Source organism: Capnocytophaga cynodegmi (genome assembly GCF_002302475.1).
GTDB lineage: Bacteria > Bacteroidota > Bacteroidia > Flavobacteriales > Flavobacteriaceae > Capnocytophaga > Capnocytophaga cynodegmi.
On the sequence record NZ_CP022378.1, the window covers coordinates 757,243 to 778,678 of the forward strand.

Annotated in this window: 16 protein-coding genes; 15 read left to right on the forward strand and 1 reads right to left on the reverse strand. The window is 34.5% G+C overall.

Going from position 1 to position 21,436, the window contains the following annotated elements; translation table 11 throughout:
- Positions 1 to 10 precede the first annotated feature (10 nt).
- From CGC48_RS03460 to CGC48_RS03525, 14 genes are all read left to right on the forward strand, one after another.
- Positions 11 to 775, forward strand: a complete 765-nt coding sequence (locus CGC48_RS03460) for an alpha/beta fold hydrolase (RefSeq protein ID WP_098028487.1) — start codon at positions 11 to 13, stop codon at positions 773 to 775.
- A gap of 70 nt (positions 776 to 845) precedes the next feature.
- Positions 846 to 1,442 (forward strand): ribosome biogenesis GTP-binding protein YihA/YsxC, encoded by a 597-nt coding sequence (gene yihA, locus CGC48_RS03465; RefSeq protein WP_232780577.1) that lies wholly within the window; start codon positions 846 to 848, stop codon positions 1,440 to 1,442.
- Between the two features lie 8 nt (positions 1,443 to 1,450).
- The gene (locus CGC48_RS03470; RefSeq protein ID WP_098028489.1) at positions 1,451 to 2,677 is read left to right on the forward strand and encodes a DUF3667 domain-containing protein; all 1,227 of its coding nucleotides are present in this window, start codon (positions 1,451 to 1,453) and stop codon (positions 2,675 to 2,677) included.
- Positions 2,678 to 2,899: 222 nt separating this feature from the next.
- Positions 2,900 to 5,380: a DUF4982 domain-containing protein gene (locus tag CGC48_RS03475; protein ID WP_098028490.1), complete on the forward strand. Its 2,481-nt coding sequence runs from the start codon at positions 2,900 to 2,902 to the stop codon at positions 5,378 to 5,380.
- Positions 5,381 to 5,508: 128 nt separating this feature from the next.
- Positions 5,509 to 6,108 (forward strand): DUF4254 domain-containing protein, encoded by a 600-nt coding sequence (locus CGC48_RS03480; RefSeq protein ID WP_098028491.1) that lies wholly within the window; start codon positions 5,509 to 5,511, stop codon positions 6,106 to 6,108.
- A gap of 170 nt (positions 6,109 to 6,278) precedes the next feature.
- Positions 6,279 to 7,502 (forward strand): HD domain-containing protein, encoded by a 1,224-nt coding sequence (locus CGC48_RS03485; protein WP_098028492.1) that lies wholly within the window; start codon positions 6,279 to 6,281, stop codon positions 7,500 to 7,502.
- Positions 7,503 to 7,717: 215 nt separating this feature from the next.
- The gene (locus tag CGC48_RS03490) at positions 7,718 to 8,719 is read left to right on the forward strand and encodes an AAA family ATPase (protein ID WP_018279629.1); all 1,002 of its coding nucleotides are present in this window, start codon (positions 7,718 to 7,720) and stop codon (positions 8,717 to 8,719) included.
- A gap of 130 nt (positions 8,720 to 8,849) precedes the next feature.
- The gene (locus tag CGC48_RS03495) at positions 8,850 to 9,716 is read left to right on the forward strand and encodes a DUF58 domain-containing protein (protein ID WP_098028493.1); all 867 of its coding nucleotides are present in this window, start codon (positions 8,850 to 8,852) and stop codon (positions 9,714 to 9,716) included.
- 27 nt (positions 9,717 to 9,743) lie between these two features.
- Positions 9,744 to 11,345 (forward strand): hypothetical protein, encoded by a 1,602-nt coding sequence (locus CGC48_RS03500; RefSeq protein ID WP_394336568.1) that lies wholly within the window; start codon positions 9,744 to 9,746, stop codon positions 11,343 to 11,345.
- A gap of 15 nt (positions 11,346 to 11,360) precedes the next feature.
- Complete coding sequence (locus CGC48_RS03505) at positions 11,361 to 12,362, forward strand: vWA domain-containing protein (protein WP_098028495.1); 1,002 nt, start codon at positions 11,361 to 11,363, stop codon at positions 12,360 to 12,362.
- 97 nt (positions 12,363 to 12,459) lie between these two features.
- Positions 12,460 to 13,491 carry a vWA domain-containing protein gene (locus CGC48_RS03510; protein ID WP_098028496.1) on the forward strand — a complete coding sequence of 344 codons (1,032 nt, stop codon included), beginning with the start codon at positions 12,460 to 12,462 and terminating at the stop codon, positions 13,489 to 13,491.
- Between the two features lie 53 nt (positions 13,492 to 13,544).
- A complete protein-coding gene (locus CGC48_RS03515) occupies positions 13,545 to 14,438 on the forward strand; it encodes a tetratricopeptide repeat protein (protein WP_098028497.1) in 894 nt (297 codons plus the stop codon).
- Between the two features lie 52 nt (positions 14,439 to 14,490).
- A complete protein-coding gene (locus tag CGC48_RS03520; protein ID WP_098029746.1) occupies positions 14,491 to 16,251 on the forward strand; it encodes a BatD family protein in 1,761 nt (586 codons plus the stop codon).
- Between the two features lie 26 nt (positions 16,252 to 16,277).
- Positions 16,278 to 17,030 (forward strand): tetratricopeptide repeat protein, encoded by a 753-nt coding sequence (locus CGC48_RS03525; protein ID WP_098028498.1) that lies wholly within the window; start codon positions 16,278 to 16,280, stop codon positions 17,028 to 17,030.
- A gap of 25 nt (positions 17,031 to 17,055) precedes the next feature.
- Here the strand turns inward: CGC48_RS03525 and CGC48_RS03530 are convergent, their stop codons facing one another.
- Entirely contained in the window at positions 17,056 to 20,226 is a 3,171-nt protein-coding gene (locus CGC48_RS03530; RefSeq protein WP_394336562.1) for a glycoside hydrolase family 2 TIM barrel-domain containing protein, read from the reverse strand.
- 404 nt (positions 20,227 to 20,630) lie between these two features.
- Here CGC48_RS03530 and CGC48_RS03535 point away from each other — a divergent pair, with 404 nt between their 5' ends.
- Positions 20,631 to 21,224 (forward strand): hypothetical protein, encoded by a 594-nt coding sequence (locus CGC48_RS03535; protein WP_098028499.1) that lies wholly within the window; start codon positions 20,631 to 20,633, stop codon positions 21,222 to 21,224.
- Positions 21,225 to 21,436 lie beyond the last annotated feature (212 nt).

Sequence of the window (21,436 nt, forward strand, 5' to 3'; positions counted from 1 at the left end):
GCCAAAATTAATGACAACAGAAGTAAAAAAAGAGGGTAAATTTTCATATATAGAAAAAGGAGAAGGAACTCCAGTTATCATTCTGCACGGACTTATGGGAGGACTGAGTAATTTTGAAGGAGTCCTTTCATTTTTTTCAAAAGCAAATTACAAAGTGGTTATCCCAGAATTACCTTTGTTTTCGATGCCTTTGCTGACGACGTCTGTTAAAACTTTGTCAAAATTTCTGCATAAATTCATCAAACACAAGCAGTTTGAACAAGTAATCTTATTAGGAAATTCCTTAGGAGGACACGTTGGTTTACTTTATACCAAGAAACATCCACAGAACGTAAAAGCCCTCATTTTAACTGGAAGTTCAGGGCTTTATGAAAGTGCTATGGGCGATGGTTATCCACGTCGTGGCGACTATGAATTCATTAAGAAGAAATGCGAAGAAGTCTTTTATGACCCTGCAGTTGCTACAAAAGAAATCGTTGATGAAGTATTTCAAAATGTAAACGACAGAGGCAAACTAATAAAAACCTTAGCCATAGCAAAAAGTGCGATACGACACAATATGGCGAAAGACCTACCTAAGATGTTTACGCCTACTTGCTTAATCTGGGGAAAGAACGACACTGTTACACCACCAAGAGTTGCAGAAGAATTTCATCAATTATTGCCTGATTCTGATTTATTTTGGATAGACAAATGCGGACACGCACCAATGATGGAACACCCCAATACATTTAACGAGCTTTTAAACAATTGGTTCATCAAACGAAACATATGATAGAAAAAAAATCACTACACGTTTAGTGATTTTTCGTTTTTAAAAAGCATTAAAAACTAAGAAAAAAATGATTATCACCAAAGCCGAATTTATTGTAAGTAACTCTGATGTAAATAAATGCCCCTCTGAACGAATTCCTGAATATGCATTTATTGGTCGTTCGAATGTTGGTAAATCATCACTTATCAATATGTTGGTTAATAATAAGAATTTAGCTAAAACTTCAGGAAGACCAGGAAAAACGCAACTCATCAATCACTTCAAAATAAATAACAATTGGTTTTTGGTAGATTTGCCAGGATACGGATATGCTCGTGTATCGAAAACAACCAAAAAAACGTTCCAGAAGTTTATAACTCAATATTTTGAAAAACGCCAACAATTGGTATGTGCCTTTGTTTTGGTGGATATCCGCCACGAACCTCAAAAAATTGATTTGGAATTTATGCAATGGCTTGGAGAAAATGCTATTCCTTTTGCAATTATCTTCACCAAGGCTGATAAACTTAAACCGAACGCTATTGAACGAAATATTGAAAATTACAAAAATCTTCTGCTTGAAACTTGGGAAGAATTTCCGTTGTATTTCGTTACTTCATCTGAAAATAAAACAGGAAAAGAGGAACTCTTACAATACATTGATGGTATAAATAAAAGTTTGAGATAATCTTCTTTATGAGAAAAAGAAAACGAATCTCCCAATGCCCGAATTGCCAAACAATGCTTTCCGCAAGGGATAACTTTTGCCCCAATTGCGGACAAGAAAATCATTACAACAACCACTCTGTCAAAGAATTATTGAACGATTTTTTCGCATCGTTCATAAACTTTGACAACAAAATATGGAATAGCTTAAAAACAATTCTGCTACGCCCTGGGCAAATCACCAAACAATACGTTGAAGGCAAACGCATTCGGTTTGTACCTCCTTTCAAGTTGTATCTGTTTTTTTCGTTTATTTTCTTTGTAATGATGAGTTTTTCTTTTCAGAAAGCCTCACATTCTGATTTTTCTCGAAAAATATTAAGCCGAATTAACCAAGTCATCGCTTCGGAAACGTTAAAGATCTCCGAAAAAGAATACAACAGACTCAAAAACACCAATTCTGATGAAATAAAATCATTTATTGACAGCGTTTTTGCATACAAAACAAAATGGAATCGAACTAAAAAGGAGGATTTCTACAATTTGGTAAATAAAAATGTATTTTCAGATTTCCGAGTGGGCATTTCAGAGGATAATTTTTCTATCGGGACACAAAAAAGTTTCCTTTCCTACAATATTTTTCTGGAAAAGAAGCCTCAATTTGATACTATTCTTATATTAAATCATCAAATTACGCGTAAAGAACTGAAATTGGTGTATGACGACAAAACAAAATTAGATTCGTTAGTTACAACCAAATGGAAAAACTTAGGATATTTCAAACAAATTGAACTTAAAAATCTCATTCATAAAACAGGGGTGTTTTCTTTCGGAAATGTAACCCAAATAACTGAATTTGTTGATAAAGAAATAAATAAATATTTGTCAATCGCTTCTTATACCATTATTTTAATGATGCCTTTTGTATCATTACTTCTACTTATTTTCTTTCGTAAAAAGCACAAAAAGCTATACGTACACCTGATTCATTCATTGCATTTACATTCAACGATATACCTGTTTACCAGTATTTTGATGGGAATATTCTTAATCACAGGGCTAAACGTTTTGTCTTGGATGTTGTACATACTTTTTATTATTGGATTGGTTGTGTATTTTATTATTTCTAACCGAGTTTTGTATCAAGAAAGAAAGTCTATAACCGTTTTAAAATCAATATTTTTAATTGCGTTGTACTTTATAATTTCCTTATTGATAGCTTTTTACATCGGGCTTATTTCAGTTGCGTACATATAAGGTTTTATTCCTTTTCTTTCTCAATATCAATTATTTAAATCTGATTTTTAAATTCTATTTTTTTCAGAAACGAAAGCAAAAAGAACATAAAAAGTTTCATAATCCGCACATAATTATTTGACTTATTGTTAAACAAATTAAAATTTTTCAACTCGAAATAAATTGTTATCTTTGAGGTCGGAAAATAGATTGATAAAGTGATAAACCGATAATTTTAAGCCAATGAAAAACATATTTTTATCAACCATTTTAGTGGGAATGAGTTCCCTGAGTATCGCACAGACCTCGCAAACCCTCGAAAAGAATTGGAAATTCACTCGTGAGGACAACAAAAACTTCTCGCAAATTTCCGTAAATGACAAAAAATGGCAAAATGTAGTTGTGCCTCACGATTGGGCTATTTATGGCCCCTTCGATATCGAAAATGACGTACAACGAACCGCCATCAAGCAAGACGGACAGATAGCTCCCATCGAGCATTCGGGGCGTACGGGCGGACTTCCGTTCGTAGGTGTGGGTTGGTACCGAACTTCGTTTGATGTGGCGGATTTCAACGCCGACAAAAAAGTTTTCATCAAGTTTGACGGAGCAATGTCCAACGCCGAAGTATTCGTAAACGGGCAAAAAGCAGGGCAGTGGCATCACGGATACAACACTTTTTTCCTCGATGTTACTCCTTTTGTGAAAGCCAAAAACAATACGTTGGCGGTTCGTTTGGAGAATTTGACCCAGCAATCGCGTTGGTACCCAGGTGCAGGGCTCTACCGAAATGTACACGTTATTACCAAAAACAAAACTCACATTCCTATTTGGGGAATTCAGCTAACAACTCCTGAAATTGAGAAGAATTTCGCTAAAATTCAACTAAAAACCGAGATAGAAAGTCAAAATCCGTCTAACATTGAAGTAGAAACCGAAATTTTTAATCCGAAAGGAGAAAAAATTGCTTCTGACATAAAAAAACACGATGAATTTATTATCAATAATAAAATTCAGCAAGATATTTATGTAAAAAATCCTGTTTTGTGGGACATTCAGCAACCTAATTTGTACAAAGCAGTTACAAAAGTATATGAAAACGGAACGCTGAAAGACACTGAAACAACCACTTTTGGTATCCGAAAAATCGAAATCAAACCCAATGACGGATTGTACCTCAACGGAAGAAAAATCAAGTTTCAAGGCGTGTGTATGCACCACGATTTGGGAGCGATTGGGGCTGCGGTCAATGAGGCGGCTATCCGTCGTCAAATACGAATTATGCAAGATATGGGCGTGAATGCCATTCGTACCGCTCATAATATGCCAGCTCCTGAATATGTGCGTATTGCCGATGAAATGGGAATGATGTTGGCTTTGGAGAGTTTCGACGAATGGGCAATTCCGAAGGTAGAAAATGGCTACAATCGTTATTTTAAAGATTGGGCAGAAAAGGATTTGACCAATTTGGTACGTCATTTTCGTAACAACCCAAGTGTGGTGATGTGGTTCATCGGTAACGAAGTAGAAGAACAAAGCGTTCAGGAAGGAGCCAAAGTAGCACGTTGGTTGCAAGATATTATCCACAAACACGATGGTACACGACCTGTTTCTAACGGAATGGACAGACCTGACCACGTTTTCAAAAACAATATGGCGGCAACTATGCAGGTGGCAGGTTTCAACTATCGTCCGTTCCGTTATCAAGAAGCCTACAAATTGTTGCCTCAACAGATTATTTTGGGAAGTGAAACCGCTTCAACTATCAGTTCACGAGGTGTTTACAAATTCCCTGTGGAAAGAAAATCAATGCCAAAATATCAAGACCAGCAAACCTCTTCCTATGATGTAGAACATTGCGGTTGGTCAAATTTGCCAGAAGATGATTGGATTCAACACGAAGATTTACCTTACACCATAGGTGAATTTATTTGGACAGGTTTTGATTATTTGGGCGAACCGACTCCGTATTATGTAGAATGGCCAGCTCATAGCTCATATTTTGGTGCTGTGGATTTGGCAGGACTTCCAAAAGATAGATTTTACCTTTACAGAAGCCATTGGAACAAAGAAGCCGAAACGCTACACGTTCTACCACATTGGAATTGGGAAGGACGTGAAGGACGGGTAACTCCGATTTTTGTTTATACAAATTATCCTTCGGCAGAGGTTTTCATCAATGGAAAAAGTCAAGGAAAACGTAGCAAAGATTTGAATATTCCGCTTGACGGAAGTTACACCAAAGAAGCGCAGCAATCGTTTGAGCGTCAGAAACGTTATCGCCTAATGTGGCTCGACACCAAATACGAGGCAGGTGAAGTTAAAGTGATTGCTTATGACAAAAACGGAAAAGCCGTAGCTGAAAAAATTGTAAAAACCGCAGGAAAACCACATTCACTTCGCCTTACTGCTGACAGAAATGTAATTACTGCCGACGGAAAAGACCTTTCGTTCATTACCATAGAAGTGGTGGACAAAGACGGAAATCTATGTCCTAATGTAAATGATTTGGTTACTTTTAAATTGAGTGGAGCGGGAACATATCGTGCAGCAGCTAATGGCGATGCCACCTCAACCGACCAATTCCATTTGCCAAAAATGCATCTTTTCAACGGAAAATTAGTAGCCATCGTACAATCAAGTGAAAAGGCAGGCGAAATTACCTTCGAAGCTAAAAGTAAAGGACTGAAAAGTGCTGTGATTAAAGTGAAAACACAGAAATAATTTTTTATTAAAAAAAGGATAGTTGTTCAAAAGATAGCTATCCTTTTTTATTGAAAACCTATTTTAAAATTATTGATTTTTTGAAACTTTCAAAAATAAATTCTACCTTTGTGGAAAATAATTAAACTATGTTTAGCGAAAAAGCCTTTAAAATATTTGAAGAAAGTATTGCAAAATATCATATTTTAGACGATGTAAATCAACCTTTTACCAATCCTTACCCTTCGCCAAGTATTGAGCATTTACTCTATCGAAAAAATTGGATTGACACTGTGCAATGGCATTATGAAGACATCATTCGCGACCCAAATATTGACCCTGTGGCAGCTTTGGACTTGAAACGCAAGATTGATGCCTCGAACCAAGATCGTACCGATACAGTTGAGTACATTGATAGTTATTTTCTAAACCTTTACAAAAGCGTAAAACCTCTTCCAGAAGCCACCATTAACACCGAAAGCCCTGCTTGGGCAGTGGATAGGCTGTCCATTCTTGCACTTAAAATATATCATATGCAAGAAGAAGTGAATCGCCCTGATGCTTCAGCTGAACATAAAGCCACTTGCCAAGAAAAACTAAACGTTTTGTTGGAACAGAAGAAAGATTTATCACAAGCACTTAATCAACTTTTGGAAGACATTGAAAAGGGTAACAAGTATATGAAAGTGTACAAGCAAATGAAAATGTACAACGATGAGGAACTCAATCCCATCTTAAGGAAAAAGTAATCTCATATAAACAATCTATATACGTGAACTTTGGTGGAATATAAATTTCACCAAAGTTTTTTGTTTGGAATTAAAATTTAAAAATCGAAATAAAATACTCCTTTCTATATTGTTTTCGATTTGTGAAATTGGTTGATTTTCCGTAAGTTTGCGTTTCTAATTTTTCAACTGTGAAAAGAAACAAACTAAAAATCGTTAACGACCCCGTTCACGGATTCATACACATTCCTAACAGCCTTATTTTTGACCTAATTGAACACCCTTATTTTCAACGCTTAAGACGTATCACACAAATGGGACTTTCCTATTTGGTGTATCCTGGAGCAAGACATACACGATTTCAACACGCTTTAGGTTGTATGCATTTGATGCAAAAAGCCGTTGAAACTCTTCGTTACAAAGGAATTGAAATTTCGGATAAAGAAGCCGAAGGACTTTACATTGCCATTTTACTACACGACATCGGTCACGGACCTTTTTCACACGCAATGGAACACAGCATCGTCAGCAATATTGCACACGAGGAAATTTCATTGCTATTTATGCAGGAACTTAATCGTGAATTTAGAGGTAGGTTAGATGTTGCAATTGAAATCTTCAAAGGAAGTTATCCACGTAGGTTTTTACACCAACTTATTTCAAGTCAATTGGATATGGATAGGTCGGATTATCTAAAACGTGATAGTTTTTATACTGGTGTAGCGGAAGGAAATATCAACCCTGAACGCATCATATCAATGCTTAACGTGCGAAACGATGAATTAGTTGTAGAAGAAAAGGGAATTTACTCAGTAGAAAAATTTTTAGTTGCACGAAGATTAATGTATTGGCAAGTGTACCTACATAAAACAAGTGTAGCTGGTGAACAACTACTCATTAGAGTTTTAAAACGAGCTAAACAACTGATTCACAAAGGAGAAAATTTACCTATGTCAAGTCCTTTGCTATTTTTTATCAAAAATAAGGTTGAGAAAGAGCAATTCAGCAAAGATGTTTTAGATAAATTTGCTCTATTAGATGATGTGGATATTCTTTCCGCAATGAAAGAATGGCAATTCCATAATGACTTGATACTTTCTAAATTAAGCAAAATGCTTTTGTACAGAGATTTACCAAAAGTAAAATTACAAAATTCAGAATTTGATTCTGATAAACTAAATGTTTTATACGAAAAAGTCTCTTCTGTTTACAACATATCAAAGGAAGACGCTACATATTTCGTTTTCTCAGATAAAATCTCCAACACGGCTTATAACTCAGAGCAACAAAGGATAAATATCTTAACTAAAAAAGGAAAAATCACAGATGTTATCAAAGCCTCTGACCAACTCAACTTAGAAGCTTTATCTAAGCCAGTGATAAAATATTATCTTTGCCACCCAAAAGATTTATAATTAATTCATTAACAACACTGAAAAGAGAAAAAAGATTACAAAATACGCACCATTTTATATTTTTAACAACTAAATACTCAATTCTTTTTCTTAACCAATTGCGTATTTTAAATTTTTTTAACACAAAAGAAAAAAAATATTTATAACTTGCGTGCAGAAATCAACATCAACTGAATTATTATTGATTAAAACAAATTCACATAATACTATTTTTTATGGAACACAGAACATCTATTGATATTGGGCAAATCAACGAGCGAATTGAAAGAGAAAGTGTTTTTATTGATGCTCTTACCAATGAAATGAACAAAGTTATTGTGGGGCAAAAGCATATGGTAAACGCGTTGCTTATAGGTCTGCTTGGAAAAGGTCACATTCTGCTTGAAGGTGTGCCAGGACTTGCAAAAACACTATCCATCAACACTTTGGCTAAGGCTGTTCACGGAAGTTTCAGTCGTATTCAATTTACGCCCGACCTACTTCCTGCTGATGTTATCGGGACAATGACTTACAACATCAAACAAAATGAATTTTCTATCAAGAAAGGACCCATTTTTGCCAATTTCGTACTGGCAGATGAGATAAACCGAGCTCCAGCCAAAGTGCAATCAGCATTGTTAGAGGCTATGCAAGAGCGACAAGTAACCATTGGCGATTCAACTTTCAAGCTTGATACTCCATTTATGGTAATGGCAACGCAAAACCCTGTTGAACAAGAAGGTACATATCCCCTTCCGGAAGCTCAAGTAGACCGTTTTATGCTAAAAACTGTCATTGATTATCCGAAATTGGACGAAGAGCAACGCATTATGCGCGATAACCTCCTAAATACGCAAACAATCGTAAACCAAACAGTGTCGCTCGAGCAAATTCTGAAAGCACAACAAGCCGTTCGTGAAGTGTATATGGATGAAAAAATCGAAAAATACATTTTGGACATCATATTTGCTACGCGTTATCCTGAAAAATACAGCTTATCGGAGTTAAAACCACTCATTAACTTTGGTGCTTCTCCTCGTGGTAGTATCAATCTGGCAATGGCATCGAAATGTTACGCCTTTATTAAGCGTCGTGGTTATGTAATTCCAGAAGATGTACGTGCTGTTGTGTTCGATGTATTGCGTCATCGTATTGGAATAACTTACGAAGCTGAAGCCGAAAACATTACTTCTGTTGAAATTATTCACAAAATTGTCAATACAATTGAAGTTCCTTAGATAACATATTGTTTTACAGACAATTTATATTAAACAAAGTCAATATTTAAGGTATAAAAAATATTTGGCTTTGTTATAACATTTTACGAATATTATACCTAACTTTAGGGTTTAAAGATTTATTTTGGCAATGGACACCAAAGAGATATTAAAAAAAGTACGAAAAATAGAAATAAAAACGCGTCGGCTTAGCGATAATATATTTGGGGGAGAGTATCATTCTACTTTTAAGGGACGTGGAATGACTTTTTCCGAAGTACGACCCTATCAGTATGGTGATGATATTCGCAATATCGATTGGAATGTAACAGCTCGTTATAACGAACCTTTCGTGAAAGTGTTTGAAGAAGAACGTGAACTTACCCTAATGTTAATGGTTGATGTTAGTGGAAGTGAGCTTTTTGGAACTTCTCAGCAATTTAAAAGCGAAATGATTACCGAAATTGCTGCAACGTTGGCTTTCTCTGCACTTCAAAACAATGATAAAACAGGATTGATTTTGTTTTCAGACCAAATAGAGCTATACATTCCGCCTAAGAAAGGAAAATCGCACGTTCTTCGTATCATTCGTGAGCTTATCGAGTTCAAACCGAGAAGTTATAAAACAAATATTGCCGAAGCATTTCAGTTTCTAAGTAGTGTAATGAAGAAGAAGGCTATTGTGTTCGTTTTATCGGACTTTATGGACAGAGATTATGAAAAACCAATTCAGATTGCCTCTCGCAAACACGACGTTACAGGCATTCGGGTATATGACCAGAAAGAAACCACTTTACCTAATCTGGGTTATATCTCGGTACAAGATGCTGAGACAGGCGAACTAATGATTGTCAATACCGATTCAAGAGCAACACGTCTTGAATATGAGAAACATTACAAAGAAACGGTATCGTACTTCGAGAGTTTATTGCAAAAATCAGGAGCAGGTACTGTAAGTTGCCGATGCGATGAGAGTTATACACAGAAGTTATTAGGTTATTTTAAACGAAGAGGATAGTTTTTCAATGAATAGGGATAAACAATGATGAAAAATATATTTTTATATGCTCTATTGTTTTTAGTTGTAGGCTTAAACGCACAAGAAATTCAATTTGAAGCCGATACTAAAGAAATAAAGATAGGAGAACAAATAAAGTACAAGATATCTGTAGAAACATCGGAAGGAGAACCTGTTTTATTTCCTGATGGGCAAACCTTTATGCCTCTGGAAATGGTGAGAACCTCCCCCACTGATACCATTATCAAAGGAGAAAAACTTCGTTTGGAGAAGGAATATTTCTTAACGCAGTTCGACGCTGGGAAATATACCATACCTCGACAACGAATTAACATCAATTCCAAAGATTTCTTTACAGATTCATTGCTCATTGAGGTGCGTTCGGTAGCGGTAGACACCTTGAAACAGCCTTTATATGACATCAAGCCTATTGCCGAAGTATCCTCAACTAAAAGCACAAATATATGGATATGGGTTGGTTTGTTTTTCGCTGTGATTGCCTTAGGTTTGCTTTCTGTTTACTTAATTTTATTCCGTAAGAAACGAATTTCAGAAGAAGAAAGACTAAAAAATCTGCCACCATTTGAACAAGCCATTGAAAAACTCAAGATATTACAAAATTCTAAATATCTTATAGAGTCAAAGCATAAAGAATATTACTCAGAACTAACCGATATTATCCGAAACTACTTAGAAGATGAAGTGCATATTTCGGCTAAGGAAAGTACCAGCGATGAATTATTAGAGAAAATACATATTCTTCAAGAAAGTGGGAAACTTAACCTAACACTTGAAACTATTTCCAATCTGAAAAGAGTATTGCAAACTGCTGATTTAGTTAAATTTGCAAAGAATAAGCCTTCGGACAATATCGCGGAATACGACCGAGACACTATTGAAGATGTGGTTGTAAAAACGAAAAGGGCAATTCCTGAAGTTTCTGAAGAAATTGAAATCTCTAACAACCAACAAATCGAAATTTTACAGAAGAAAAAACACAGAAATAAAACAATTACTACCATAGTTGTAAGTGTAGTAGCTGCAATCCTTGTAGGAACTTTGGCATACTATGTTGTTAATAGCTTCTTTGGTGGCAATTCTATCCAGAAAATGAGTAAAAGCGAATGGGTAACAAGTGATTATGGGTATCCTATTACGGAGCTTACAACACCAAAGATACTAACTCGTAGGCAGATAATTGATATTAAAGGCTTTGAAGGACGCATCGATAAGCAATATTTATTCGATTTTGGAAGTATTAATTCTGAATTGTATGTGATGACCAGCGTTATCACTTTCAAACAAACAGGTTCAGACCAACAATTTGAATTAGACCCCGAAATGGTCAATGAAATTGTGCTTTCGCAGTTAGATGCAGCTGGAGCCAAGAATATTACAACCCTAAGAGAGGAATATACAGCACCAAACGGAGTGCAAGGGATTAAAGTTTCAGGTAAAATGACGTTAATTGATGAGAAAAATAAAAATCCTTTTGAAGCAAATTATGAATTGTATAGCTTTACAGAGAATGGTGCTTTGCAACAACTGCTCATCACGTATGTTGATACTCCACAAGCAGGAGAAATAGCTCAACGGATATTGCTTTCTATTAACTTTAAACAAGATTGATAAAGAAGATTACTTATGTTTGACAATATAACTTTTGCAAATCCAGCTTTTTTATGGTTGCTATTACTTGTTCCGGTGATGGTTTTGTTGTATTTCTTCTTAAACAAGAAATCGAGAGCATCGCTAACAATACCAACAATCAGTGCTTTAAAAAAAACAAACTCTTTTGCTAATAAACTATATCATTTCTTGTTTGTATTGCGAATATTGGCTGTAATTTTAATCATTGTAGCTTTAGCACGTCCGCAAACACGTTCAGAATCAGCTAAAACTAAAATTACAGATGGTATAGACATTGTAATGGCAATTGATGTTTCGGCAAGTATGCTTTCGCAGGATTTGAAACCGAATCGGTTTGAGGCTTTAAAGAAAGTAGCATCAGAATTTGTAAAGGAACGCCCCTCTGACCGCATAGGATTGGTAGTCTATTCAGGTGAAAGCTACACCAAAACGCCCGTAACGAGCGATAAATCTATCATATTAAATTCAATAAAGGAGCTTACTTATGGTCAGATTGAAGATGGAACTGCTATTGGAATGGGACTTGCTACCGCCGTGAACCGACTTAAGGAGAGTAAAGCCAAAAGCCGTGTAATAATTCTGCTTACTGACGGAGTGAATAACACTGGTTTTATCGACCCACAAACCGCAGCAGAACTGGCAGCAGAATATGGCATCAAAGTTTATACTATTGGTATCGGTACAAATGGTATGGCTCTTTCTCCGTATGCCCTTAACGCCGACGGAAGTATTATGTATCGTATGCAACAAGTGGAAATTGATGAAACTCTGATGAAAAAAATTGCAAAAACTACTGAAGGACGTTATTTTCGTGCCACAGACAACAAAAAATTAGAGGAAATATATGCCGAAATTAACAAAATGGAAACCACGAAGATTGAAGAATTCAAATACACACAAGTTGATGAAAAGTTCCGTTTGTTAGTTATCGTAGCGGGATTGTTATTATTGCTTGAATTTATACTCAAACATACCATTTTGAGAAATGATATTTAATTGACTTATCGGGTTGTAAGTCTGATACCGAAAACTATCATCATACTTTCTATAATACAATCAAAAAATTGTAGTATCTTATTTCAAAATAATAATTATGATACATATCGACGAGAAGATATACTTATGGTTCATTCCAATTATAGCATTTATGTTTCTTGTTTTTGTATTTTCACAGATTAGAAAAAAAAGAAAACAGAAACATTTTGCTGATGAAAAGCTATTAAAACGATTAGCACCGAATCGCTCCAGTTTCAAACCTTGGTTAAAGTTTAGTTTTTTGGCTGTCATCATTGTACTCTTATGTATTGCTTTGGCGAACCCGAAAATTGGCACAAAAATTGAGACCGTAAAGCGTGAAGGTGTTGATGTTGTATTTGCCATTGACGTATCAAAAAGTATGTTGGCGGAAGATGTAGCTCCCAACCGCCTTGAAAAAGCCAAACGTTTGGTATTTGAAACAATGAGCCAACTAAAAGGCGACCGAATTGGGATAGTTGCATACGCAGCGAGTGCTTACCCACAATTACCTTTAACCACTGACCACTCAGCGGCAAAGATGTTTCTGCAAAGTATGAACACAGATATGCTTTCGTCGCAAGGTACAGCCATTCAGGAAGCCATACGAATGGGAAGTAATTATTTCGATGAGAATCTGCCTACATCACGCATTCTGGTTATCATTTCAGACGGAGAAGACCACGAAATGGGAGCAACTGAAATCGCAACAGAAGCTCTCAATCAAGGAATTACTATTTACACTGTCGGTGTAGGGTCGCAAAAGGGAGCTCCCATACCCATCAAGGAAGGAAATACACAAACCTACAAACGAGACCGAAACGGAGAAGTGGTTATCACTCAACTAAATAGAGAATTACTGGAGCAAATTGCCCAAAACGCAGGTGGTAAATACATCAATGGGGATAATACCAAAGAAGCTGTTGAGGAAATTGTAAAAATTCTGGACGGAACAGAAAAAAGTGAATTTGAAACTCAAAAATTCGTAGATTACAAAGACCAATTTCAATGGTTTTTAGCAGGAGCATTATTTTTACTTATACTCGATTTTTTTATTTTTGAGAGAAAAACACTATGGGTTAAAAAGTTAAACTTATTTAACGAGTCGTAATATCATATTTTATAGTTATCTTTTTAATAAATTGCTATATTTCTAAATTAAAAATGAAACGAAATTTATTTTACATAGTATTTTTGATGGGATTTCTTTCTTTTGCACAAAATAAAGAGGTTCAAAACGTTATAAAATCAAAAGAAGTATCAAAAAAATATACACACAAAGGCAATAACGCTCTGAAAAACGACCAACCCATTCAAGCCGAAGTTGATTATCGTAACGCCATTGCAAAAAATAAAGATAATGGAGTAGCTCAATATAATTTAGGTACAATGTACTACAAACAGAAAAGCTATGGAGAGGCTTTCTCTCGTCTGAAAAACGCATCAACTTCAACCGAAATAAGCAATGAAGAAAGACACCAAATATTTCACAATCTGGGAAATACCTTTATGCAAGAAAAAGCATACGACAAAGCTGTAGAAGCCTATAAAGAAGCTCTTCGCAACAATCCTTCAGATGAAGAAACTCGATATAATTTGGCAGTTGCTCAAGATTTACTGAAGAAAAATCCTCCAAAACCTCAAAACAACGAAGATAATAAGGATAAACAGCAAAATCAAGATAACAAAGATAAGCAAAACGACCAAAATAATCAGGATAATCAAAACAAAAACGACCAAAACAAGGACAAACAGAACGAAAAAGACAAGCAAGACGATAAAAATAAAGAAAACGACAACGAAAATAAACAAGACAAAAACGATAATAAAGAAAATCAGGACAAAAATCAGGGAAAAGATCCAAAAGATAATAAACAAGAAGAAAAAGATGGAAATCAGGATAATGGTGAGAAAAAACAAAATCGTCCATCTTCGCTATCTCCTCAACAAATGGAACGTATTTTAGAGGCAATGAATAATGAAGACCAAAAAACACAAGAGAAAATAAATGCTCAAAAAGTAAAAGGAAATCGGTCTAAATCAGAAAAAGACTGGTAAAAAGAAATAATATACTAATGAACAAGTAGATAAAGTTAAAAACACAATGGAGATGAGATATCGCATATTATTTTTTATTAGCTTCATAATCAATCTATTATACTCACAAAATATAGAATTCACCGCCAAAGTAAGTAAAGAAAACTTAGGCTTAAACGAACGTTTACGAATTGAGTTTTCAATGAATAAAAACGGAGATAATTTTACTCCTCCGAATTTTAAAGATTTTACGGTGGTAATGGGACCTTCCCAATCCGTTTCCGAGTCGTGGATAAACGGAAAACGGAGCTTTTCAAAAACTTATGGATATATCTTGCAACCCACTGCTAAAGGTAAATTCACTATCGGACAAGCCTCTATTGAAATTGATGGAAAAACTTATAGAACATCTCCGATTCAAATAACAGTTACAGAAGCCGTTAGTAATCCCTCGATGGACAAAACTAGCAACGATGTAGCCAAGGATAATTTGTTCTTAATAGCAGAAGTTTCAAAACCAAATCCATATTTGAATGAAGCTGTGAGTGTTGTGTATCGATTGTATGTTGGCGGACAAGTGGCACTTAATGATTTACGTTCAGTAGACACCCCAAAATATCCTAACTTCTGGAGTCAAGAAATTCGATTACAGGATTATGATGTTGAAAATTGTACTTATAACGGAAAGCCCTTCCGATGCATCGTTGTGAAAAAAGTGGTTCTCTATCCTCAAAAAGACGGAAATATTACCCTTGAGCCACTTACATTGGAAGCCATTTTGAGCGTACCTACCACTGAACGTGATTTCTTTGGAAGACCTATTATGGACCAAGTCGCTAAAAGAGTTACTTCTGGCAATCGAACTATAAATGTGAAGGCTTTGCCTGAAGCGGGAAAACCTGCAAACTTTTCAGGAGCTGTAGGAGAATTCTCTTTCAATGTAACTACCTCCAAAAAAGAGCTAAAGTCCAATGAAAGTCTACAAGCTAAAGTTGAAATTTCGGGCAATGGAAACCTAAAATTATTCGATATACCAAAATTAACTTTCCCAACAGCATTAGAAGTGTATAATCCTGAAAAAAAGGACAATATAACTACATCCATTTCAGGAATGAGAGGACAAGTTGAAGAATTTTACACCGTAGTTCCTCAATTTAAAGGGAAATATCCTATAGCAAGTGTTTCTTTTTCATATTTTAATCCAAAAACAGAGAAATATGAAACTATCAATTCAGATGAAATTTGGATTGATGTTACCGAAGGACCAACAGGAAATGGGCAAAACTCCTCAAATAGTATTGTTAAACAAGATGTTAAAACACAAGGCAATCAATTCCGCTTCTTACAACTGAATGGTGATTTGCAACCTATCGGAAAATCGTTATTTTTTGGCTCAACACGTTACTATTTATGGCTATTTTTACCTTTACTTTTAATCCCTATTACGTTGATTCTGTGGAAAGTTCAACAGAAAAAAAACAGTGACATTGAAGGAAATAAAGTGAGAGCTGCCAACAAACTGGCGAAGAAATACTTAAGTGAAGCTAAACGAAAACTAAACGACAAAAATACGTTCTATGAGGCATTGGAACGAGCTTTGCATAATTATCTGAAAGCCAAACTAAAGATTGAAACTTCGGAAATGAGTAAGGAAAAAATATCAGAATTGCTTTCACTTCAAAACGTAAATCCACAAACTATTTCAGAATTTTTAGGATTACTCAAAAATTGCGAAATGGCACGTTATTCTCCAATTGACAGAGTTTCAATGGAAAATGATTATCACAAATCTGTTCAAACATTATCTGAATTGGATAAGCAAATTCGGAAATAATTTTACATATCAAAAAGAAAAAAAAAATGAAAAATATTTTATACATATCCATTCTATTTATATCATTTTCAGTTTTTTCACAAAATAATGATGTTCTTTTTTCAAAGGCTACTGAGAATTACAACTCTGGAAAGTTTCAGGAAGCAGTAGAAAATTATATGTCCATTTTAAAATCAGGATTTGAATCATCAGCGTTATACTATAATCTGGCCAATGCTCATTACAAACTAAATCACGTTCCTGAAAGCATTTACTATTACGAAAAAGCTTTGAAACTCAATCCCGAGAATGAAGATGCTAAAAATAATTTAGTTTTTGCAAATCAAATGACTATTGATGCCATTACTCCTCTTCCGAAAACGTGGTTTAAGAACTTTTCTGATTCTATAACATCACTTTTTTCGTTAGATATGTGGGCTATTATTTCTATTTTGGGAATTTTGGCTTTTGTAATCAGTTTCTTATTATACTACTTTTTGGACAAAACCATCTATAAAAGAATCTTTTTTACAACAATGCTTGTGGCAATAATTGGAAGTATTGGTACCTACTTCATTGCAGATTTCCATAAAAATAATATTGAAGGAGAGAAATTTGCAATTCTTTTTGATAAAACAGTGCGTGTTTTTTCAGAACCTAATGCTTATAGTACTGAGGTTTTCTCACTTCACGAAGGTACAAAAGTAGAAATTATCGAAAGCCTTAATGATTGGGTAAAAATAAAATTAGCTGACGGAAAAATAGGTTGGGCGAAAGAAAGTACTTTACGATTTTTATAGTACTTTCTTTCGCTTTCCCTTTGTTTTATTTCTCTATTGGAGTGATTCTGTAGGAATATTGGTATGGTTTGTGCAGATACAATAAATACTGCTCCATAGGTAAGTTACCCCAACTGTTATCGCCTCCTAATCCTAATTGCTGATAATCAACATCTAAGTGAATGAAATTGTCTTTCTCAAGTTCGGCAGAGTGAGTTTGTTTTTTCTCCTCTCCTGGATAAAGCGATTGTGGACTATAAGGCAATACATTCACATTAAGCAAATTACTTTCTGATTGTACTAAAATTCCGCTTCCATCTTTACGGAGTATTTTAGCGTAACGCACTTGTGTTTTATTACCTGATTCTTGCGGACGAACGTATGGGTGATATTGTTCATCAATAGCTCCTTTGTAATGCCCAACGAAAGCAGAAGTTTTTCTGTCTTCATAGCTTTCCCAAGGACCACGTCCATACCATTCTACGTTTACAAAATCTTTTGTTAAAACCAAGTGATTTCCTATTTTAAAAGTCAGTTGATTACTTTCTTTTAACGGAATGAGTTCATTTTCAACTAAAATGCTTCCTTTACCATCAAAAGTTAATTTTTGTGCAAACGTAATACTTTCAAGAACTTTTTTGGTAATACGCACTTGCTTTTGTCCATTTTCCAAATCATAAATTTCCACACTTTCAATCTTTGCATTTGCATCGACTTGTTGCAAATCTTTGAGCTTCTTAGGCAAACCTGCACCAAAGTCGTTATCTGTTGCTGGTCTCCATAAATTCAGGAATAACCCATCTCCTTGTAAGATGTTCTTTCCTGCTTCATATGACACAAGTTTTCCTTTTTCTGTTGAAACAATTGCTTTAAAGTTTCTATTTTGAAGAATGATTTCTTTATCTGATTGTGTAACAGCAATAGGAGTTGTATTAGGCTTATAATTAGGGGCCTTATACGTACTTAACTGAAATTCTGCAAAGGCAAGAGGTGTATTCCCTTCCAAAATACCTTCTTTTGTTTTCAATTTAGCTTCTATTTGTAAATAATACTCATTTTCTTTATCAGAAGCTATAGTTTGAGCTAAAGAAGTTGCATTTTTAGATAAATTCTCATCAAAATTTATAGAAAATTCTCCTTTAGAGCGTGGTAAAACATCTACTCCACTTATTTTTCCTTCTTTTACAAAAACTCCATTTCTGAGAACTTTCCAAACAAACTCAAAATTAGATAAATCTTTGAAAAAATGTTTGTTTTGTATCGTCAATTTTTGGTCTTTATAAGTAAATCCTATCTCTTGGTATACTTTTCTTACCTCAAAAGAATGCGGATGAAAGGTTCTGTCAGAGGCAATTACTCCATTAATCAAGAAGTTATTATCACTTGGGGTGCTTTCATCTCCATAATCTCCTCCATAGGCTAAAATTGTTTGATTTTTAGCATTCTTCTTGTAAAATCCTTGGTCAACCCAATCCCAAATGTAACCACCTTGCAAACCTGGATAGCTTTCAAAAACGTCCCAATATTCTTGAAAATTCCCGATACTATTTCCCATTGCGTGTGCGTATTCACATAATAAGAAAGGTTTTTTAGGGGGTGATAATCCGTAATCTATCAAAAATGGAATTCTGCGATACATTCGGGATTCTATATCTGTATTCCAATCATAATGAGCTAATTCGTGATGGATTGGACGAGTTGCATCTAATCCTTTTGCCATTTTGTATGCCTGATAAAAATTCCAGCCATTACCAGCTTCATTCCCCAAACTCCAAATGATTATACTTGGATAATTTTTATCGCGTTCTATCATTCTTCTTATTCGAAGTGTGTGAGCCTCTTCCCAAAGTGGATTTGTTGCCAATGTTCTCTCAGGATTGTATCCCATTCCGTGTGTTTCTACATTGGCTTCGTCCATAACATAAAGCCCATATTTATCGCAAAGTTCATAAAAATACGGGTCGTTAGGATAATGTGATGTACGTACGCTATTGACGTTGAGTTGCTTCATTAACAAAACGTCCTTTTCCATACTTTCACGACTGATAACTTGTCCCATTGTTGGGTCGGTTTCGTGGCGATTAACTCCTTTTATGAAAATTCGTTTCCCATTAACAAGCAAATCACTTCCTTTAACTTCAACGCTTCGGAATCCTACAAAAAGGCTAACAGCTTCACTTACCTGTTGTTTATCATCTTTCAGCAGAAGTTCCAATCTGTACAAATTAGGAATTTCGGCACTCCATTGCTTCACAAGAGGAATATTTGCTAAAAAATTAAGTTCAGTTTTGCTATTACTACGTTTTATTTGCGAAATATTCTTTGTTTCTACCCAAATCTTTTTGTTTTTATCATCAAAAATTGAAGCCTCAAGACGATAATCAGGTTTTCCTTGCTCAGATTGGTTCCAAACTTGCACCAAAAGATTTAAAAGTCCATCTGAATAACCATTTGAAAGCCCAGCTTTTGCATTTATATCATACAAATGTACTTTAGGACGAGTATAAACATAACAATCACGTGTAATTCCAGAAAGCCTCCACATATCTTGTGCTTCCAAAAAGCTGCCATCTGACCATCGGCGTACTTCCAAAGCAATGTTATTTTTTCCAGCAGAAACATACGGCGTTACATCAAACTCTGAAGGCAGTTTACTATCTTTCCCTACTCCCACAAATTTTCCGTTTACGTATAGTTTAAAAGCAGATTTAACGGCTCCTAAATGTAAATAAATTTGTTGATTCTTCCAATCAGAAGGCACTTCGAATTCTTTGCGATAAAGCCCTGCCGATTGTTTTAAATCATCTGGAACATCGGGCGGATTTGGATTTTTTATAGCAAATTCAAACTTTTCATTTACGTAAATAGGTATTCCGTATCCGTTAAGTTCCCAAACCGAAGGCACTTTAATTTTATCCCAACGTGAATCGTCATAATTCGATTTGAAAAAATCCTTTGGAAGCTCTTTAAAATCTTCTTTCCACAAGAATTTCCATTGCCCATTAAGATTAATGTAACGATTTGAAAGTTGGTAATCATTTTTTTGTGCTTTTTCCGAAGTCTCGAAAGGAAAATAATGGCTTCGCATTGGCATTCGGTTAATTTCTTGAATAGAAGGATTTTCAAAAATACTATCCAAATGAGGTTTTTGTGCCAAATTTTGCTGAAAAGACAACATCAAAAAACACAAACTAAAAAAACTGGTTAATGTTTTCATATAATTCTGATTAATATTAGTTTGACTGACTCAAAATTTAATTTATTTTGATGTAAATTGAATGTCCACAAAAGTAAGAAAATTATCCCAACTTATAAAATCATTACAAAACTAAAAATATTATATCTTATTTTGCTAATTGTTAAACATTTACATTTTAAAATAACCATATTTCCTTTTATTTTAAAGATATTTTTAACCTTTGCTTTTTAAACAACAACTACAGAAAGTTAAGAAAACTGATTTTAAATATCTTTTTAACAATTTTATTTTGAAAAATAAAAAACAAAAACCCATATTTTTTAACACATAAATGTTAAATTTTGCTTTTTACACAATTAATATTTTTTATTTCTGAAAATTAGCTACTACATTTGGAACATTAATTCTTAATTTATAGTACAATGAAAAACAAATTAATCATAATACCATTTTTCCTGAGCTTTTTTGTCTCTTTGGCTCAAGACCCAGATGATTGCAAGTTATTAAATAGTATGGTTGCCCAATACAAAGTTGCTTATAAAAAATCGTTTTTCGAGACGAATGAAGATAAAAACGTAAACCTTGATTCGTTGTTTATTGAAGATTTCTTCTTATCAAAATATAATGATAATAATGATATTGACCAATATTTTGAAGAACTTAAAGAACGTGAACAAGCAGGGCGTTTTATACACTTGGATAGTTTACGAAAGAAAATCAACGACCCTAACCATCTGTTTTCAGAGAAAAACAAAGAATTTTTTCTAACACAAGTAACACAAAAAAACAGCCTGTGGTCACAAACACCTTGCAAACCTAACATTCTTACAAAAGAACTTAATCGTTGGAAACTTGGTCAATACAGTTTGTTTGTTTCAAAGCCTGTTTATACTTCCGACAAACGCTATGCAATCATATTTGTAACCATACGAGGTTTATCTGTAATTCATATTTTATATAACAACCCTGAAACAGATTGGATAGAAGCTGACTCCGATATAATAGGTTTTCAATAAGCCTCAAAAATAACCTAACTAAGCCTTGTGTAATTCCTTTAACACAAGGCTTATATTTTTTATTTTCTATTGATAATCTTTTTCTAAAGAAGTAAACTTTTTATAAATTATAAAAAACCTTTCTCTATCAGCGTAAATCTTCTACCACTTAGAAAAAATCTTTTGCTATTAGCGTAAACCTTCTACCACTTGGAAAAAATCTTTCGCTATTA

What these genes read in the sequence shown, in the direction of transcription:
- CGC48_RS03495 (WP_098028493.1), top strand. Translation starts at nt 8,850, where the DNA reads ATGGACACCAAAGAGATATTAAAAAAAGTACGAAAAATAGAAATAAAA.
- CGC48_RS03505 (WP_098028495.1), top strand. Translation starts at nt 11,361, where the DNA reads ATGTTTGACAATATAACTTTTGCAAATCCAGCTTTTTTATGGTTGCTA.
- CGC48_RS03480 (WP_098028491.1), top strand. Translation starts at nt 5,509, where the DNA reads ATGTTTAGCGAAAAAGCCTTTAAAATATTTGAAGAAAGTATTGCAAAA.
- CGC48_RS03475 (WP_098028490.1), top strand. Translation starts at nt 2,900, where the DNA reads ATGAAAAACATATTTTTATCAACCATTTTAGTGGGAATGAGTTCCCTG.
- CGC48_RS03460 (WP_098028487.1), top strand. Translation starts at nt 11, where the DNA reads ATGACAACAGAAGTAAAAAAAGAGGGTAAATTTTCATATATAGAAAAA.
- CGC48_RS03535 (WP_098028499.1), top strand. Translation starts at nt 20,631, where the DNA reads ATGAAAAACAAATTAATCATAATACCATTTTTCCTGAGCTTTTTTGTC.
- CGC48_RS03515 (WP_098028497.1), top strand. Translation starts at nt 13,545, where the DNA reads ATGAAACGAAATTTATTTTACATAGTATTTTTGATGGGATTTCTTTCT.
- CGC48_RS03470 (WP_098028489.1), top strand. Translation starts at nt 1,451, where the DNA reads ATGAGAAAAAGAAAACGAATCTCCCAATGCCCGAATTGCCAAACAATG.
- CGC48_RS03500 (WP_394336568.1), top strand. Translation starts at nt 9,744, where the DNA reads ATGAAAAATATATTTTTATATGCTCTATTGTTTTTAGTTGTAGGCTTA.
- CGC48_RS03520 (WP_098029746.1), top strand. Translation starts at nt 14,491, where the DNA reads ATGAGATATCGCATATTATTTTTTATTAGCTTCATAATCAATCTATTA.
- CGC48_RS03490 (WP_018279629.1), top strand. Translation starts at nt 7,718, where the DNA reads ATGGAACACAGAACATCTATTGATATTGGGCAAATCAACGAGCGAATT.
- CGC48_RS03510 (WP_098028496.1), top strand. Translation starts at nt 12,460, where the DNA reads ATGATACATATCGACGAGAAGATATACTTATGGTTCATTCCAATTATA.
- CGC48_RS03525 (WP_098028498.1), top strand. Translation starts at nt 16,278, where the DNA reads ATGAAAAATATTTTATACATATCCATTCTATTTATATCATTTTCAGTT.
- CGC48_RS03530 (WP_394336562.1), bottom strand. Translation starts at nt 20,226, where the DNA reads ATGAAAACATTAACCAGTTTTTTTAGTTTGTGTTTTTTGATGTTGTCT.